A 17,221-nucleotide genomic window follows, 5' to 3' on the forward strand; every position below is an offset into this window, starting at 1 on the left:
ATTAGTCAATTACTTCCGCATCTATACTTCAAGCTAATGAAAATATCTGATTTTTTACTAAAAACATTCTGTCAAGCTGTAAATAAAGTCCCATGGTTATTTAGCAAAAGAATACAGTTGGCGTCAGCGGGTTACCTTGAGTATGAGAAAACAAACAATAAATCTAGAGAGCTAGTAACATACAGTTTTCTTGACCCGAAGTTAAAATGGCAAGCAAAGGGGGTTCACTTTTTAATTGAAGTCAACGTTAAAGATATTGACAAGATAAAGAAGTGGCAAAAAAAGAAGGATAGATACACAAGCCTAGAAAGTCAGTTTGAAATCAAAGCTTCGTCTGAATTTGAATACTGGTCCAATTTTGGTTTCTTTGCTCCAGAGGGGGAGAAACTACGTATTTACCCAGACGTCACCAGCCTTAATTTTAAGAGTCGATTTTTTCATGATTGCTCAGTTTATTTTTACTCTATGAGCAGAGGCGTTCTTTTCCTTTCTTTGTATTTAGGATGCAAAGAGCATACGACAGCTCTGTTAAAGGATATTAATGTCTCTGACATTAAAGAGAAGCAAGTCCCTTTATGTTACAACCCTTTTAGCAAACACTTTGGCTCAAGGACCTATGCACGACCAGAGCACCAAGCCCTTAAAAGATTAGAATCAAACCTTAATCAAGTGCATGGTGAGGCTGTTCATTTCATGAAAAGTGTCGCAAATGAGCTTGGTATAAAATCTGAAACTCTCGATAAGGCCATTTCGGGCATGGACTTCTGGCTCGATGCGGAAGAAGACTACTTAACCTTGTGTAGTGAGGAGCGTGAGGGAGATTACAGTTTCAGTTTTGATGGGAGACCAGCAGAGCTTTTAAGGGTGATGCCGTTAGAGAATGAGGTGATTTTTGATGACTTGCACAGTAGATTTAAGTCACCATTCCATTACTTTTACTTGAAGTCCTTACTAAAAGAAAAGGAAAAGCAAAGTCTAGGAGGCCTGAGCTTTTCTTATATCACAAGGAGTTGTAATCTAAATGAATCACACCACATACTTTCTTTTATAAACTACCTACATGATTTTTATACAAGAATTGACAGTGAGCACTCTAAAATCCTAGAGAAAAAACAATCGTCAAATCAAAAGTACAAATCTCTATACAAACTAAGCACTGAAATAAGCGAATGCAAAAAAGCGATAACGTCAATTAATAAAAATTGTGACAGCATGTATTTCTCTGAAGGTACTGATGAGTATTTACCTATATTAAAGAAGGAGCTGGATAGAGTATCAATCCTTTTAGGGAAGCTAGAGCTTGACATCAACAACGAAAAACTGATGACTAACGAGCTTATACAATCTGAAAACCTTGAATACCATAAAAAGTATTCAAAGTATGTATTCGTTTTAATTATTATTCAGGTTGTTATAGGCATACTAACCGTAAACTGGGAAGAGCATTGGAGTGCTCTTCAAGTCTTATGGGGCGCGATATTAGGAAAGCTAGCTTTTTAATTTACTGGGTATCCATTCGGCGGCTTTCATTCGACGGCCGCCACGAAACGGTAAAACGTTTTCTTTAGCAGGATAAACCTTGGGATACTCAAAGTGTCCGTACATTTCCACAAACTGACGATGTTCGTCACGCCAAAACACAAAACTTTCCAATTCTTTAGGGCTGAACTCACGGCCAGACGGTGTGATTAACACCGCGCGTTTCTCATCAACACGAAATCCAGACCAACGAATGTCATTAGGCAAGTAACCAAGTGACTTGATGAGCAGGAGTTTTTCTGCCATTGGGTTGATTGGAACCGTGCCATCGAGCCAACGGGTAATCGTCGGTTTAGACACATGAAAATATTCAGCGCCTTGCTTGATAGAGGTAAACTCACGCCAAAAGAGTGTGCGGAATGATTCGTGAAACATGACAACGCTCGCATATTGAATAACTGACTAAAAATATTTTTCTTGTTGTTTTGGGCGTTACCGAACGCAACATTATGTGGCGGTCAGGGTTTTAGTGGTTTTTCGTTGATTGCACAAAACGAACGTCACGAATAGTACAAGTAACTTGCGTTATGAAAATCGACAAAATAAAAAATTACGGCTTGGTTATCAGACACTTATGAAACGCTTAATCAAAGAGTTAGCCTTTGTTAACAAATTACCCCTTAGTACGCATTATGTATATTATGTTAAATTGAATGTGCTCGTACGCCAAATGTTGCCAATGAGCACTCCTATTCCTCTGTGAATTTGAAATTTAAAGCCTTTAATGTGAGTATTAAACATAATGGCTATTTACCATAAAATAGCTAATATCGATCTATCAATCTGCGATTGCTTGTTCTTCAATTAGCGTATTACTTACTAAAATAAAAAATGGCGTCTATTTTTAGACGCCATTCTGAGTTTTCCTGAATATAAATTAACCACCGGCTAATTTGACTGTCATGCCTTTCTTTTCAAGATGCGCTTTGATCTTGTCTCTAGCATCACCTTGAATTTCGATATTGCCATCTTTTACCGAGCCACCACAGCCGCAGACTTTTTTGAGTTCTGCAGCCAATAATTTTAAAGGTGCATCATCCAAGTCTAAACCTGTAACGATGCATACACCTTTACCTTTACGTCCTTTCGTTTGGCGCTGAATTCGTACAATACCGTCGCCTTTGGGGCGAGATGTTTTCTCTTCTTCCGGCTTAATTCGACCGGTTTCTGTTGAATATACCAGAGTCATTCTATTGTTTCTTTTGTTGTTGAGCTTGCATCGCTTTTTGCTTTGCAACTAAATAAGCTTCGATATGACGTTGAATAGCAGTTTTACTACCCTTAATCAGTTTACCATTAAACATACAGTACCAAGAGTTGGGCTGACCTGTATCATTTTGAATCGTATAACCGTTAAAGACTTCTGATTTTGCACCACCAACTTGCTGCGCTCTTTGTCCAAGCGCAGCAAACTCTTTGGGATCAATAATTGATGCGGTATCGCACCACCAATCAATGCTTTTCTTTACCGCCGTCAAACTACCTTGTAAGACGTGGTTCTTGATTTTAACCTTCCAAATACTGCCATCTGGTCCGCCTGACTGCAGGTTAAAACCTCTATAGTTTGAAATCGCCATACCACTGAGTCATCTGTTTAATGCGTTGATATAATCATAATTGCTACTGAGCAATATTCAAATACGGCTTGAATAAACCTTGCTCTAGAAAACAATTTCTATCATAAAACGCGCCTCGATAACGTTAATCACTTTGCACTGTTTATACAATCTTCCAAGAACTCATGGAATTTGTGCCCGTTATTTTGAAGCATTTTAGGGAACATCGAGATAGGAGTCATACCTGGGAATGTGTTTACTTCGTTTAAGTAAATCTCATCATCTTCCGTTAAGAAAAAGTCGATACGAGACAAATGGCGAAGATTCATTTGCTTAAATACCCTTTCAGATGCGTGCTGAATTGCATCTAATTGTGCTTGGGTTAGATTCTTCGCTTCAACTTCGGTGAGCGAGTGACTTGAACTGCTGTACTTTTCATCGTACGAGTAAAAAGCACCGTCAGGTGCAATAACCTCGCCTGGCTTCGTTATGTGCAGCTGGCCATTCATCTCATATGCAGCAACTTCAAGCTCTCGTGGTTTTACTGATTTTTCAACCAACACTTGGTCAGAAAACCCAAACGCATCATTTACTGCATTGGAAAGCTTATCTTTTTCTGTGACGCTGTAACATCCAACGGATGACCCTTGACGAGCGGCTTTGACAAAGACTTTTCCCCATTTTTCAAACGCTTTATGAGCTTGAGCATGAGCTTCTTCATCGTTGCGCGTTAAGAATAAGTATGGCGTATTGGGAATGCCGATAGCGTCGTACCAAAGCTTAGATGTGATTTTATTGAAGCTATTGCTACTTGCTTCTGGCCCGCAACCCAGGTAAGGAATGCCTGCGATTTCAAACAGAGATTGAATATCACCTGTCTCGCCTGGAAAACCATGTATACAAGGCACAATGAAATCGATGGTTTGATTAGATTCACTTGAGCACAACTGCTTGGTATTGAGATCTAAGTAAACCAACTCACCTTGGTTGGTCATCCAACCTTCGTTTTTTATTTCTACGCGTGTAACGTGAACGTCTTCAATAAGATTTAATTGTTGTTCGACAAAGTTTGCAGACAATAATGAAATCTCGTGCTCAGAAGAGCCGCCGCCGCATAGTAGAAGAATATTTTTAATCATGAATCAATCTTTCCGTGACCTACAAAAGATACTATTTATTATGATAAACCTTTGAAGTGTGACGTACAGTAATTTTAGTGTGAGGAATTTTGTTCGAGTAGGATTTGAACAAATAAATAAGGGAGCTATTCGCTCCCTTATTTGATGTGTTAGTTTAATTTGTTAAGCGTTGGGTAAGCTGAGTTTTTAATGGCGTCAATGCTTTTAACAAATGGTCTTAACTGCTGAAATTGAGCAGGCAAAGTCGAAATCGCTTGCTTGGCTTCCGCGCTTGTTGCGTAGTCTCCGTATAAAACTGAGAACCACTTAGTACCGTTGACGACTTTGTAGTTTTCCCAAATTGGCTGTCCGTTCTGTGGCAGCTTATTTGCAAACTGATCGACTTTCGCTTGGCTACCCACAGCCGCGACTTGAATGGTATAGCCGAATCGTTGAATGCCAGCTTGCTTTTTACTCGGTGGTACGATCTTAACTGGCTTCGCCTGCTCTTTTGGCGTTAGCTTGACTACTTTCTTCTCTTCAGGCTTTGCCGTCATTTTCACAACAGTTGGTTGTACGTCTTTTTCTACTACAGCGTTTTCAGACGCCATAATTGGCTTAGAGATACGATCTGATTTGTAGTCCTCTCGATAACTTTCAGAAGTTACGTCTGTGATGTAAGTTTCAGATGCACAAGCAGAAAGCAGGACTGACAAGCCGATGATTGCGATTTTTTTCATGAAGTAACAAATGCTCTGGATAAATATTACGATAAATCATGCCGATAGCAGGGCCGTTTATCAAGCATCAAATACAATAATCTGTGATTTTGATGTGATGAATAACACAAACTCCATAAGCATCGTCCACATTTTATGCAATGTCTGGTCTGAAGGCGTTTTATCAATAAATTATTCGTTTATGATTGATATGAAACCGATAGGCAAACGTTACTTGCAAACGGCTAGGAGTCAGCATGAATAAACTACATAAACTCTTTAAACCCAACTCTGTGGCCGTTATTGGTGCATCTCAAAAAGCATTGCGAGCAGGGCATGTCGTTATGCGTAACCTTCTACAAAGTGGATTTGGTGGCGCGATTATGCCAGTAACGCCGCGATACAAAGCGGTATCCGGAGTTATAGCCTACCCGGATGTGGCTTCCCTACCCTATACGCCAGATATTGCGATTTTATGTACGAACGTTTCACGCAATGAGCAACTGCTTAAAGAGTTAGATGAGAGAGGCACGCCGTTTGCGATTGTTATCTCTGATGACGCTCAGCCTTTAAATATTTCATCATTGAATATTCGAGTTTTAGGACCGAACAGCTTAGGTATTATCTTGCCTTGGCACAAATTTAACTGCACGTTTTCTCCTGTTGCGGCTAAGCCCGGAAAAATTGCGTTCATCTCACAATCTGCGGCGGTTTGTACCACAGTGTTAGACTGGGCAAATGATAAGAATATTGGCTTTTCTTCGTTCATTTCGATTGGACGCGGACAGGATATCGATTTTGCAGATTTGCTTGATTACTTAAGTATGGATGGGAATACGGAAGCTATTCTGCTTTATGTGGATAATATCCAGGATGCTCGACGATTTATGTCTGCTGCGCGAGCTGCTTCACGGAACCGCCGTATATTGGTATTAAAAGCGGGCCGCTCTAAAGAGATGAATACTTTCGAACAGCAAGATGGTGATACGCTTGATGTAATTTACGATTCTGCCATTCGTCGAACTGGTATGTTACGAGTCAGCAATACGCATGAGCTCTTCGCTGCGGTAGAAACACTCACGCATTCTGTGCCACTTCGTGGGGAGCGTTTAGCGATCATCACCAATGGCGGCGGCCCTGCTGTTATGTCCGTTGATACTTTGATTGAACGTGGTGGCCAGCTCGCAACGCTTGATGACGCTTCCATTGAGCAGTTACAAACTGTACTCCCGTCCAACTGGCGCGCTCGAAATCCGATTGATCTGTCAGGTGACGCAACAAAAAAACGCTACATTGAAACCATTAACGCACTGATGAATAACGACTGTGCAGATGCGATCTTGATTATGCACAGTCCTTCTGCCGTGTCTGATTCTTATGAAACGGCTTTGGCGGTTATTGAAGCCATCAAGAATCACCCTCGACATAAACATTTTAATGTCCTAACTAACTGGTCTGGGGAACAAACATCTCGAGATGCTCGACTGGCATTCACTCAAGCGGGGATACCTACCTATCGTACGCCGGAAAGCGCGGTCGTTGCGTACATGCACCTCGTTGAATACAGGCGAAACCAGAAACAGTTGATGGAAACGCCAACAACAGCAGAGCCGCTGCACTCAGGTAGCGTAAATTCTGCAAAAGAATGGGTAGATGAACGACTACTGGATAAAAATACAGTTGCACTGGATACACACCAAACTAGCCCATTATTTAAGCTCTTTGGCTTTAATGTTTTGCCTACTTGGATAGCATCGGATGAAATCGAAGCTGTTCACATGGCAGAAAATATTGGATACCCGGTCGCCGTGAAGCTTCGCTCTCCTGATATTCCTCACAAATCAGACGTACACGGCGTGGCGCTTAATTTGAGAAATAGTCGAGAAGTTTCTAACGCTGCACAATCGATTTTAGATACCGTCAAATTCAGTTACCCATCTGCAAACGTACACGGCCTGCTAGTTCAAGGCATGGCGAAGCTTGGCAGCGCGGAGGAGTTGCGAATCAGTATCGCGGTCGACAAGGTATTTGGGCCTGTCATTTTACTTGGTCAAGGTGGATCTGAATGGAACATCGCTCAAGATGCCGTCGCTGCACTTCCTCCTTTGAACATGACGCTTGCACGCTACCTTGTCGTTGTTGCTTTAAAGTCTGGAAAGATTCGCCTGCAGAAACACAAAGATGCGCTCGATATTAGTGAGTTGTCGAAATTCTTAGTTCGTATCTCCCAAATGGCGGTTGAGTTGCCAGAAATACAAAGACTGGATATCCATCCAGTATTAGTGTCGGGAAGCGATTTAACTATCCTCGATGCGGACATCACACTGTGTAAATACGAGGGAGATGCGCAAAAACGTCTGGCGATTCGTCCTTTTCCGGCAGAATTTGTCGAAACTGTAACGCTTCGAGATGGCCAACCTATCCTGCTTCGCCCTATCCTGCCTGAAGATGAGCCGCTGCATGCTCAATTCATTAATAGCGTATCGAAAGAAGATCTCTATAAGCGTTTCTTTTCTGAGGTTGGTGAGTTCAACCATGAGGCTTTGGCAAACTTCACTCAAATCGACTATGACCGCGAAATGGCGTTTGTTGCGGTAGCGTTTAATACCGACGGACCGTCTATCATAGGCGTAGCCCGCGCATTGATTACCCCAGATAATAGTGATGCTGAGTTTGCTATTTTGGTTCGTTCAGATTTGAAAGGAAAAGGCTTAGGTAAAGTGCTGATGCAGAAAATTATCAGCTATTGCAAGATTAAAGGCACAAAGCAAATGTCTGGAATGACCATGCCTACAAACAGAGGGATGTTGATGTTAGCTCAAAACCTGGGATTTGAAGTCGATGTTCAGTTTGCCGATGGTACGGCAGATATGGTGCTTCCTTTAAATTGAAAAATAAAGCATTAGCGATAACTTTACTTCTTAGATTCGATAAGCAATGGGAACCTAAGAAGTAAAAGTTACGTTGTTACTTTAGTTTCCAATTCTTTTTCAAGTATTGAATACACCAGGATTTCGCCTCACCCATGGTATTTCGGCGCCATGCTAAGATAATATCCATCGGCTGCTCTTCTGTACCTTCGATTCGCTTCAATACGCCACTATCAATCAAAGGTTGTGCAATTTGGCTTGGTAACGTACCAATGCCTAAACCTGCAGTGAGCGCATCTACTTTTGCCGTAAAGTTGGTGACGGTCAAGCGAGGCTGTTTTTGAATGATATTAATTGAGAGCGCAGGTTGTTCGCGTGCAGTGTCTGCAATGGCAATGATTCGGTACTTTTCTCGCGCAGCCTCATCAAACTTACCACTACGCTTGTGAACATAGTGATCAGCTGCCGCTACCCAAAACATGCTCATTTTACCAATTTTTTCTGATTTGACTTCTTGAGGAAGTGTATCCAGTGATGGGCAAATCAGTAAATCCGCTCTACCTGTATTCAGCGATTCCCAGCTACCAGCCAAGATCTCTTCTTGCAGTCTGACTCGTGTTGAGCTTACTTCAGCCAATGCATCAACCATAGGGAAGAAATTGGATATAGGAATAATGCCATCAAAGGCAATGGTAATATCCAGTTCCCAGCCATTCGCCAATAACGTTGCATCATTCACTAACTTTTCACTGGCTTGTAAAATGGCTCGTCCTCTTTCAAGGATGAGCTTTCCTGCTTCAGTAAAATGGGCTTTGTGACCAGAGCGATCGAAGATAATGATGTCTAAGTCTTGCTCGAGTTTCTGGATCTGATAACTCAGTGATGACGGGGCTCTATCTAACTCATTCGCAGCAGCTGCAAAACTCCCTCTTCGGTCAATGGCATCCAGAATATGGAGCGCTTCTAACGTAATTGGACTCTGCACATGGCCTCTCTTAATGTGATTTTTGTCACATTGATTGTATTTGGATGATCTTATCAAGAACTAACGTTAAACAATATAACACACTGATAACTAAAGACTAGAAATGCTCATAACCTAAGAGTTCTACTCAAGACAAAACCATAAATGACAATGGTAATGATAGTAATTATTATTTAGATCCATTAATATCCCGTTTGTTGTTACCTATTATGGATCTAAGGTATTGAAGCCAATGTATAAAAAATCAATTTTGTCAGCCTCGATTTTAGTTGCCCTTTCCCAGACTGCTTATGCGGAAGAAGTTTCTAAGTTTGAAGAAGTCGTTGTGTCGGCAACCCGTACCAACCAAACCATGGATACGGTTGCTGCGTCTGTTGCCGTTATTTCTGAGAAAGAAATCGAAGAAAACATGGTAAAGGACTTGAATGATCTATTCGAGTATACGCCAGGAGTTACTGTTAATGGCACTCAACGCCAAGGCGTTCAAAGTATTAACATTCGCGGGACGGAAGGTAAACGAGTTAAAATCTTAGTAGACGGTGCATCTCAACCAGGTGTATTCAGCGGTGGACCATATTCGTTTATCAATTCTAGTGCCGTTACTGTTGACCCTGATATGCTAAAGAGTGTCGAAATTGTTAAAGGTGCAGCTTCTAGTCTACATGGTAGTGATGCAATTGGGGGGGTTGTCGCATTCGAAACAAAAGATCCGAAGGATTTCCTCAAAGATGGTAAAGACTTTGGTGGTCAAGCAAAACTTTCTTATTCATCGGAAGATAACTCTTTTAGTGAGCATGTAGCTTTAGCAAAGCGTTTCGCTAATACAGAAGCACTTATTGCCTTTACACGACGTGATGGTGGAGATCTACAAAATTTCTCTAAGGCACCTTACGATAACTATTCTGTGGACAACCAAGATTATTACAAAAACGATCTATTGGTAAAACTTCAATCTCAATTGAATGACGCTCATCGCTTGGAGTTCTTGGGAGAAGTTATTTACAACGAGACTGACTCAGAGATCGCACATAAAAGTTACAAAAACTTCAACGCTGAAGACACAACCAAGCAAAATCGCATTGGGCTCAAGCACATTTGGTTTGCAGATGCAGCTATCTCGGATACGATCACGTCCAAGCTTACATGGATTGGTAAAGAAGAAAACGGCGTGTCTAATCGCTTTATCGAAGCCAGCCCAGGTTATCCACCTTACGTACCGCCTAGTGGTGACAACCAACAGAAAAAAGATTATGAATATACTGAAGACAAATTTGAATTCGAAACTCAGTTAGATAAAGAGATTCAAAATCACTATATTGTTTACGGAATATCGTATAAACATAGTGACATCAGTAATACCAATCGCGAGTTGAATTCCGATCCCGGCACGCCAGATACCGTTTACGTTTACACTCCGGATGCAAAAGAAGAAAGCTTTGGTTTATTCTTGCAAGATGAAATTTCACTTCTTAATGACAAGCTAATTCTGACTCCAGGTGTGCGTTACGATTACTTCTCTACTAATCCTTCCAACACCTCTGAAGAGTCATTCGAGAAGTTTAGCGACTCTGCATTAACTGGTCGTTTAGGAGCAACTTACTCTATATCGCAACCTGGCACGATCTTCGCGCAAGTGAGCCAAGGGTTTCGAGCGCCATCGTTCGACGAGCTTTACTACACCTACGATAATCCGTCTCATGGCTATATTAACCGCCCTAACCCAAATTTGGGATCTGAAAAGAGTTTGTCTTATGAGCTTGGTTACCGTCATAACACTGCAGCGTCTGCAACTGAAGTAGCGTTCTACTACAGTGATTACAGTGACTTTATTGAGCAAACGTCATCAAATAATGGTGGTTTAACTGAATTCACAAATATCAATATTAATGAAGCAAATATTAAAGGGGTTGAGCTCTCTAACCGTCTTGATTGGCATGCTATTTCCGGTCTTCCATCAGGCGTGACAACTCGTTTTGTTGCAGCATACACAGAAGGTGAAGATGGTGATGGTAACCCATTGAACAGCGTCAACCCATGGAATGCAGTGGCAGCGGTAAATTACGATTCACCAAATGCACTTTGGGGGACAAGCCTAAAAGTAAACTACACGGCTAAGAAATCGAACAGTGATATCAACTCTGATGGTGATAAAGGCGGAATCAAAGACCAAGTTGCTTTGCCGTCTGCGACAGTCGTTGACTTAACGGCGTACTACAAACCAATGAAAGATATAACCATTCATGCTGGTGTTATGAATCTGACGAATGAAGAATACCATCTTTGGAACGATGTTCGCGGTAAGACTGAGTTAAGTCGAGATAAAACGCAAGCTGAGCGTAATTACAACATTAGTGTTAAATACGAGTTCTAAACCTTAAAAACACAAAAGCCAGCGTAATGCTGGCTTTTTTTATGGCTTTCATTTCAAAAATGTAAAGAAAAGTATGAAAAATGAAAGTTTACTGTTTTGCCATCTCTTTTTTCACCATTACTGCTGCTGCAATGATAAAAGTGATGATCAGACCGAGTTCCATGAACTACCCCAATAGCTATGAGAAAATTTATAACCCAAATTAAGAGTCGGACATAGTTTAACAGCTCTATATAGACTTGCTACCTTTTAACCAGTAATTTACGATTTTTTCCGATTTGGATCAAAAAAGACGCAATTATGCGTCTTTTTGTTATTATTATGTAAATCAAAATTAGACGTCTGGGTAACCTTGAGGGTTGTTAGATTGCCAACGCCATGTATCCCCCGTCATTTCTTCTAGAGTGCGAGACGCTTTCCAACCTAACTCATTCATTGCTTTTGATGGATCAGCCCAGCACTCCGCAATATCGCCTGGACGACGTTCAACAAGTTGGTATGGAACATCTTTACCACTTGCGGTTTCAAATGCTTTCACCATTTCAAGCACACTGTAGCCATTGCCAGTGCCAAGGTTGTAGACATGAAGCCCAGCTTTGTTACCTACTTTTTCCAAAGCAGCGACGTGACCATCGGATAAGTCCATCACATGAATGTAGTCACGCACGCCGGTGCCATCTTTCGTTGGGTAGTCGCTACCGAATACAGAGAGGAACTCTCGGCGGCCCACTGCAACTTGAGAAACAAACGGCATTAGGTTATTTGGAATACCTTGAGGATCTTCACCTAACTCACCAGTTGGATGTGAACCTACAGGGTTAAAGTAACGAAGAAGTGTGATGCTCCAATCTGGATTCGCCTTTTGGAAGTCTGTTAAACACTCTTCCACCATTAATTTACTGCGTCCGTAAGGGTTAGTTGCGCTAGTTGGAAAGTCTTCTGTGATTGGAACAGAAGCAGGATCGCCATAGACAGTTGCTGAGGAGCTAAATACCAACGATTTAACTCCAGCTTCGCGCATTGCATCAACCAATACCAAAGTGCCATTCACATTGTTGTCATAATACTCTAGAGGTTTTGCTACGGACTCACCGACGGCCTTTAAACCTGCAAAATGGATAACCGCTTCTATATCGTGCGATTTTAGAACCTCTACCATTGTCGATTTATCTCTGATATCGGCTTGGATGAAGGTTGGCTTTACGCCACATACCTTTTCAATGCGCTCTAAGACCGTAGACTTACTGTTGTACAGGTTATCTAGAATCACTGGCGTCATACCAGCTTCGATCATTTGAATACATGTATGGCTACCAATATAGCCCATACCACCCGTAACAAGTACTTTCATTTTATCATTCCTTCTGACGCGAATGGGTTTAGTTTAAAGCTTTGACGTTACGATTTAAACTGTCTCCTGCAATTCACATCCCATTAATATTGCTTGGCCTTTTCCGGCTTTTTTAGCTTGATACATTGCAGTATCTGCACTTTTTAACACTCGAGTGGCATCTCGCTCATTAACACCGACCAATTTTACGCCGATGCTAACGCCAACCTTGAGCGAGTTACCTTTGTACTCGATTGGTGTGCATACGCTTTCGAGCAGTTGTTCTGCAATTCGGGTGACGACTTTTTGGTTGGCAGGATTAACCAACATGACAAATTCATCACCCGAAAGTCTTGCGATTAAATCACTATGTCGAGTCGCAGATGTTAGACGCTCGGCTACTTTTTTCAGAACTTCATCACCTGCGTCATGGCCATAGGTATCATTAACCTCTTTAAAACCATCGAGATCGAGGTAAAGCACCGCAAATTCGTCACGTAAGTATCCCGACCGTTGTACTAATTCTTCCAACTCTAAATGGAACTTGGAGCGATTCGCTAACCCCGTTAGTGCATCGTGATGAGCTAAGTACTCAAGTCGTTCCATCTCTTTTGCACCAGAAAGATCGGTAAGAACAATGACTAGGTCGTAGAACCCATTGTCTTCACACTTAACGATACGATTAACCCTTGCAAACATCGGCACAAACTGGCCAAGATGGTTCTGTTCAATAACTTCCCCTTGCCATACCCCGTAGTTTTCTATCGATTCAATGATGCTAGGCATCATTTCCTGCAACTTGCGCCACTTAAGTGTTTGGATAAATGACTTCCCAATAAGCTGATCCATCTCTAGTCCAACTAACTTAGTGACCGCAGGGTTAGCCATTGTGATAACACCTCGATGATTAAGAACGATGAGGCCATCTTGGCTGCTCTCAAAAACACGCCCCGCAACACGCTGCCTGCTCATGGCCTCTTCAATTTCGGTGATATCTTGAATCGAAAACAATAAGTGTCCATGTGTGGACAAACGACGACTGGTTAAACTCAACTGCTGTTCGTTGTCTGCATTTTTGAGGTGAATGTCATCGCATTCTAACCCCCTACTTAGGATTTGGCTCAGCTCATTCGGTGTTTTCGTTTTAATTAGATCACGGATATTGGCATGTTCAAGTTCCTCTGACTTTTTTTGAAATATCTGCCGAGTCGCAGTATTACAGTAAATAACACGCCCGAAGTTGTCGGTAATAACTAATGCATGTTGAATAGATTCAATGACTTCTTCTGAAAACGCCCGCTTTTGTTCTAACATTTCTAATGAATGTTGCCGCTGTTTCTCGCGTGTTGTTAACTTGTTCATCATTTGATTGAAGGAATGTGCGAGTTCTCCAATTTCATCCTTGGAGTAATAGCGAACTTGAGTATCCGTATTTTGTCCGTGTGTCACACTCTCTATCGTATGACTCAGTTCTATAACAGGTTTGAGAACAAGCCTATTGATACTTATGTAAAAGATAGTGCCACCAGCGAACAGCAACAGAAGAAGTACAGCACCATCTTGAAGTAAAGATTGTTGGGCTTCTATGATTGGACGATGGGAAAGCGTAACCCTCATACTGCCAATAACACGACCATCGTGAATAATCGGTTCTAGAACATAAAGAAATTTGGCTGATAAGGCATAACCTAGCGCGTGTAACTTGCTTCTTTCAGTTTGATTAGGGACGGGAGCTGATACCCCACTTCCTTCAAGAACAACGAAAGGTTGATCATCTTGGTCGTAAAGTTTGACCCGCGTAACATTTGGCTGGTTTAAAAAGTTGATGAGAGTAGTTTGAGCTTTTTGCTTGTTCTTTGTCGTTAGCGCATCTTTAATTGAGAAAGAAACATTGTTAATCAACTTTCTCGTTTGTTCGACCAACTCATGCTTAGACGATTGGTATGCAGTATACGAGGTATAACCTTTTGAGATAACAAAGATAGCCGTTATAAAGACCAAAATTGGCCAAATAAGCTTTGCTCGTAATGACATATGTATTCCTGTCGCAGACAACCACTAAAAATGACAGAAGCGTTGTTATGCAATCTATTACCCATTAAGGGCGACAAGATTAACACGATGCCAATGCAAAATAACCTTAAATTCTCAATAATTGGATGGAAAAGGAACGAAATACCTTAAAATTCGGATCAACTCAAATAACGGCAACATCTTTATGGACTAAAGTGATCTTTTTCGTCAGCCATCAGATCATAAACCTCGCTTTCATGATAGAAGAATGAAGTGAGTCACTGAACCTAGATGCATTTTCCTGCATCGTGAACCCATTGCTTGTGTAGAAATAAAACGTATGACATTGAATAAACAGCAACTTACATTGAACTGCGACATGGGTGAGAGCTTTGGCTCTTGGATTATGGGGGCAGACGAAGATGTTATGCCTCATGTTGATATGGCAAACATCGCGTGCGGTTTTCATGCTTCCGATCCTAATGTCATGCACGACACTATCACTCTCGCCAACGACAACGATGTTGATATTGGAGCACACCCGGGCTACGCCGACCTCCAAGGCTTCGGCAGGCGCAGTATAAACATGACGGGTGATGAAATTACTAACATGGTTATATACCAAGTAGGCGCTTTACAGGCACTTTGTCGGGCTCAATACACAGATATCAGCTATATAAAGCCTCATGGCGCGTTATACAACGACATGGTGAAAAGTGATGCGATATTTAGATCAGTCGTAAAGGCGGCAGCTTTGTTCAAAGTGCCGTTAATGATTCTAGCGTCACAGGAAAACGAAAAATACTTAGAAATCGCAGATGATTATGACGTTCCCTTGCTGTTTGAAGCATTTGCAGACCGTTTGTATCAAGATGACGGATTACTTACACCTAGGACACAGCCTAATGCCGTATTAAAGAGTGAGCATGCGATACTTGAGCAAGTCCGTACGTTAGCAGATTCTGGACGTGTCAAAACCGCTTCTGGCGGCTACATTTTACTGGAAGCCGATACGATTTGTGTTCATGGTGACAATGAAGAGTCGATCGCGCTGATCCAAAAGATCCGTCAAAGCCTATACGCGGGAGGAAATTAATGCATAAAGAGAAATTTAGTATCTCTTTGATCTCTGAGTGCAGTATTTTCATTAAGTTTGACGAGAATATCTCTGAAAATGCGATCGGAGAACTTGCTCGAAACATCAAAGACACTTTAGCGTCAATCATTATGAACGTGGTCCCCTCCTATCAAACCATCCTCATTGATTACTTGCCTTTTCGAATCAATGAAAAAGATTTAGTGCATAAACTGCATCAAATGATCTGTCAGTTTGATACTCAATCGCTCAGCCTTGTTCAACCTAACCACATCACTATTCCCGTATACTACTCCGAAGAAACCGCGCTAGATTTGTCCCGCTTTCAAGATCGTGGACTATCATTAGACGCGCTCATTTCTTTACATACTCAGGCCGAGTATGCGGTTTCAGCGATTGGTTTTGCTCCAGGTTTTGCATTCCTCTCCGATGTCGATACTCAATTACATATGCCAAGGTTAGCTACACCAAGAACGCGAGTACCAGCCGGAAGCGTGGGAATCGCAGACTCTAAAACGGCCGTCTATCCATCAGATAGTCCTGGCGGATGGAACATTATCGGTAGAAGCCCGCTTCCCCTTTTCTCTGATACGCCACCTTTTATACCGTTTGAAGTAGGTGACAAGGTCACGTTTAGTGCCATTTCCAAACAAAAGTTTATCGAGTTAGGAGGTGTTCTATGAGTTACGCTGGATTGCTGGTAGAAAAGTCAGGGCCACTTTCTTTGATTCAAGACTTTGGTCGTTTTGGCTTAGCGCATATTGGCGTGACTCAAGGTGGCCCCGTAGATGATTACGCCTACAGTTGGGCAAACCATTTACTTGGGAACGTAGTCAATTGTGCTGCGATTGAAATTACTTTGGGTAACGCTTGCTTTGTCGCACTACATAACTGCCATCTTGCAATATGTGGTGGTGATTTGAATGCAAAAGTAGATGGTGAGCCTATCTCAAATTGGTCTGACTTTATATTGAAGAAGGGGCAGAAGCTGCAGTTCGGAGTCGCAAAAAATGGACTTCGATCCTATCTTGCGGTTAAAGGTGGGTTCGATATTGCTCAGCACTTAGGAAGTGCCTCTACAGTCACGAGAGAATTTCTTGGTGGTTATGACTCAAATGGTGGCGCTTTAAAAGCAGGCGATATTCTTCCCTTTTTTCCTCATAACTTACCGAAACACAAACCAAGGCTGATGACATTTCGCTTTAAGCCCGATTACAACTTACCTATCAAGCTGAGAGTGATTGAAGGCTATCAAAATGAGGACTTTGATGAAGACGCTCGCCAAGCCTTTTATAGCAACGCATTCACCATATCCCCTGATTCAAATCGTATGGGCTATCGTCTTGAAGGAAACAAAATCAAACCGCCTTACGAAGGCGTACTGTCGGAAGGAATTGCGCTAGGATCGATTCAAGTTCCTAACGATGGTAATCCCATTGTGTTGCTCAACGACCATCAAACCATCGGTGGCTATCCTAAGTTTGGCTGTGTAGCACGTATTGACCTGCCAAGGTTGGCACAGGCGAAACCCGGGCAAAAAGTGAATTTTGTGAAAGGAGATAGACAAGGCTTGCAAGAAGTATGGTGCCAATGGGCTCAGTTTTTTGGATATTAATACAACCTC

The 17,221-nt window shown here is 41.8% G+C and carries 14 protein-coding genes; 6 read left to right on the plus strand and 8 right to left on the minus strand.

Annotated features, from left to right (window positions below; genetic code table 11):
• Positions 1-36: 36 nt before the first annotated feature.
• Positions 37-1,500, plus strand: coding sequence for a hypothetical protein (locus MTR11_RS13655; protein ID WP_243327850.1), 1,464 nt, complete (start codon positions 37-39; stop codon positions 1,498-1,500).
• Here the strand turns inward: MTR11_RS13655 and MTR11_RS13660 are convergent.
• From MTR11_RS13660 to MTR11_RS13680, 5 genes are all read right to left on the minus strand, one after another.
• Positions 1,489-1,914, minus strand: a complete 426-nt coding sequence (locus MTR11_RS13660) for a phage protein (protein WP_243327851.1) — start codon at positions 1,912-1,914, stop codon at positions 1,489-1,491. The two genes, MTR11_RS13655 and MTR11_RS13660, sit on opposite strands and share 12 nt — an antisense overlap.
• A 502-nt stretch (positions 1,915-2,416) precedes the next feature.
• Positions 2,417-2,728, minus strand: a complete 312-nt coding sequence (gene yciH / locus MTR11_RS13665) for a stress response translation initiation inhibitor YciH (RefSeq protein WP_012842285.1) — start codon at positions 2,726-2,728, stop codon at positions 2,417-2,419.
• Between the two features lies 1 nt (position 2,729).
• Positions 2,730-3,116, minus strand: a complete 387-nt coding sequence (locus MTR11_RS13670) for a DUF3319 domain-containing protein (protein WP_005395460.1) — start codon at positions 3,114-3,116, stop codon at positions 2,730-2,732.
• A gap of 128 nt (positions 3,117-3,244) precedes the next feature.
• Positions 3,245-4,234, minus strand: coding sequence for a D-alanine--D-alanine ligase (locus tag MTR11_RS13675; protein WP_047010388.1), 990 nt, complete (start codon positions 4,232-4,234; stop codon positions 3,245-3,247).
• A gap of 149 nt (positions 4,235-4,383) precedes the next feature.
• Entirely contained in the window at positions 4,384-4,953 is a 570-nt protein-coding gene (locus MTR11_RS13680; protein WP_005390018.1) for an SPOR domain-containing protein, read from the minus strand.
• A gap of 236 nt (positions 4,954-5,189) precedes the next feature.
• On the opposite strand from MTR11_RS13680, the gene MTR11_RS13685 reads away from it, so the two are divergent.
• On the plus strand, positions 5,190-7,823 hold the full coding sequence (locus MTR11_RS13685; RefSeq protein WP_243327852.1) for a bifunctional acetate--CoA ligase family protein/GNAT family N-acetyltransferase: 2,634 nt from the start codon (positions 5,190-5,192) through the stop codon (positions 7,821-7,823).
• A 76-nt stretch (positions 7,824-7,899) separates the two neighbouring features.
• Here MTR11_RS13685 and MTR11_RS13690 read toward each other — a convergent pair whose 3' ends face one another.
• Entirely contained in the window at positions 7,900-8,787 is an 888-nt protein-coding gene (locus MTR11_RS13690; protein ID WP_005395465.1) for a LysR family transcriptional regulator, read from the minus strand.
• 232 nt (positions 8,788-9,019) lie between these two features.
• Here MTR11_RS13690 and MTR11_RS13695 point away from each other — a divergent pair, with 232 nt between their 5' ends.
• The gene (locus tag MTR11_RS13695) at positions 9,020-11,158 is read left to right on the plus strand and encodes a TonB-dependent hemoglobin/transferrin/lactoferrin family receptor (RefSeq protein WP_243327853.1); all 2,139 of its coding nucleotides are present in this window, start codon (positions 9,020-9,022) and stop codon (positions 11,156-11,158) included.
• Positions 11,159-11,492: 334 nt separating this feature from the next.
• Here MTR11_RS13695 and galE read toward each other — a convergent pair whose 3' ends face one another.
• Both galE and MTR11_RS13705 read right to left on the minus strand, forming a co-directional pair.
• Complete coding sequence (galE, locus tag MTR11_RS13700) at positions 11,493-12,509, minus strand: UDP-glucose 4-epimerase GalE (RefSeq protein WP_243327854.1); 1,017 nt, start codon at positions 12,507-12,509, stop codon at positions 11,493-11,495.
• Positions 12,510-12,563: 54 nt separating this feature from the next.
• The gene (locus MTR11_RS13705; protein ID WP_243327855.1) at positions 12,564-14,522 is read right to left on the minus strand and encodes a diguanylate cyclase domain-containing protein; all 1,959 of its coding nucleotides are present in this window, start codon (positions 14,520-14,522) and stop codon (positions 12,564-12,566) included.
• Positions 14,523-14,841: 319 nt separating this feature from the next.
• On the opposite strand from MTR11_RS13705, the gene MTR11_RS13710 reads away from it, so the two are divergent.
• From MTR11_RS13710 to MTR11_RS13720, 3 genes are read left to right on the plus strand one after another with little or no spacing between them, the layout of a single operon-like run.
• Positions 14,842-15,597: a 5-oxoprolinase subunit PxpA gene (locus MTR11_RS13710; RefSeq protein ID WP_243327856.1), complete on the plus strand. Its 756-nt coding sequence runs from the start codon at positions 14,842-14,844 to the stop codon at positions 15,595-15,597.
• Positions 15,597-16,280, plus strand: a complete 684-nt coding sequence (locus MTR11_RS13715) for a 5-oxoprolinase subunit B family protein (RefSeq protein WP_243327857.1) — start codon at positions 15,597-15,599, stop codon at positions 16,278-16,280. Before MTR11_RS13710 ends, MTR11_RS13715 begins: the two co-directional genes overlap by 1 nt.
• A complete protein-coding gene (locus MTR11_RS13720) occupies positions 16,277-17,212 on the plus strand; it encodes a biotin-dependent carboxyltransferase family protein (protein WP_114323730.1) in 936 nt (311 codons plus the stop codon). Before MTR11_RS13715 ends, MTR11_RS13720 begins: the two co-directional genes overlap by 4 nt.
• Positions 17,213-17,221: the final 9 nt, after the last annotated feature.

It is taken from the genome of Vibrio sp. CCB-PB317, from assembly GCF_022808245.1.
GTDB lineage: Bacteria > Pseudomonadota > Gammaproteobacteria > Enterobacterales > Vibrionaceae > Vibrio > Vibrio diabolicus.